Raw genomic sequence first — 1,271 nt, forward strand, 5'->3', positions numbered from 1 at the left:
GCCGTGCCCACCCTGCCGGTGATCCTTCTGCGGCGGGCTGCCGCGGCAGGTGACGACTCTGCCGCTGAGGTGATCGCCCTGGTCGATGCGGACCTCACCTCCGATGCCGCGCTGGAGAAGGCGGTATCGGCCGTGCGGTCGCATCCGCAGACACAGGAAGCGTGGGCCTTCGCACAGCGCTGGGCCGACGACGCCGTCGCCGCACTGGATCCGCTGCCCGACAGCGTGGTGAAGCAGGCGCTGGCCAGCTTTGCGCAGGCAGTGGTCAGCCGGGAAGTCTAGCCCTGCCGCTTCCTGTCGGGTGCTGCCCAGGGTTCGGGAGATCAGGGCCAAAACTGCGGCGTGTCGGGCGGCGACACGCTGTTGACCGGCTGAAAGATGGGCAGGATCCAACGGATAATTGGGCGGGGTTACCCACTTACGCGTTCCGGCCCCGACTGTCGGCGCCGAAAAGCGGTCTTCTTGAGTGATGGATGTTGCACAAGCTCTTGGGGCCTTCGGTGGTGTTGCCCGAACGTCAAGGGTGCTGGCGGCTGGAGCGACAGAGCGGGACGTTGCCGCGGCTGTGCGGTCGGGCCGAATTTTCCGATTGCGGAAGGGCGTGCTTGCCCGGGTGGACGCCCCGGCGGATTTCGCGGCCGCCTACCGGGTCGATGCGAGGCTTACCTGCGTTTCGGCCGCTGCCCACTACGGCCTCTGGGTCCTCGAACCGGCGGAGTCGCTTCACCTGAGCTCTACCCATGGTCGCAATCCTGCATCAATCAACCACCGGCAACGCACCGTTGCGGTTCATCCGGTCCTTCCGCTTGTCGGCCTCATCGACGTGCTGCTTCACTCACTCCAGTGTCTGCCCCTCCGGGAATCCGTGGTGATCATCGAAAGTGCTTTCCGGCGGGGAGCCTGCGGGCACCAGCTTCTGCTCAACCGCCTGCCGGGACGGCGTAACGGGAAAGCGCGCTCGGCCCTTGCCCGTGTTGCCACGAGCGCCGATTCGGCCATCGAGGTGGTTGCCCGGCTGGTGCTCGAGGACGCGGGCTGGCAGGTGGAACCACAGGTGCATCTTCCCGGGGTGGGCCGGGTTGACTTCCTTCTGGAAGGATTTCTCGTGGTCGAGATCGACGGCGCCGCCTTTCACCCCGACCGTAAGGCCCTCCGCCGGGACCGGCAGCGCAACAAGGCCACGGTCATCGGTGGCTACCTGGTCCTGCGCTTCTGCTACGAGGACGTGATGTTCTTCCCCGACGAGCTCCTGGCGCAGGTTGCCCAGGTAC

The 1,271-nt window shown here is 66.5% G+C and carries 1 protein-coding gene and 1 pseudogene; both read left to right on the forward strand.

Annotated elements, in window-relative coordinates; translation table 11 throughout:
* Positions 1–282 (forward strand): annotated as a pseudogene (locus Y705_RS21335) (polyprenyl synthetase family protein); the annotation flags it as partial.
* Positions 283–601: 319 nt separating this feature from the next.
* On the forward strand, positions 602–1,271 hold a 670-nt coding region (locus tag Y705_RS19005), incomplete at its 3' end, for an endonuclease domain-containing protein (protein ID WP_049822578.1).

Source organism: Arthrobacter sp. H41 (assembly GCF_000520535.1).
In the GTDB taxonomy this organism is placed as follows: Bacteria; Actinomycetota; Actinomycetes; order Actinomycetales; family Micrococcaceae; genus Arthrobacter_D.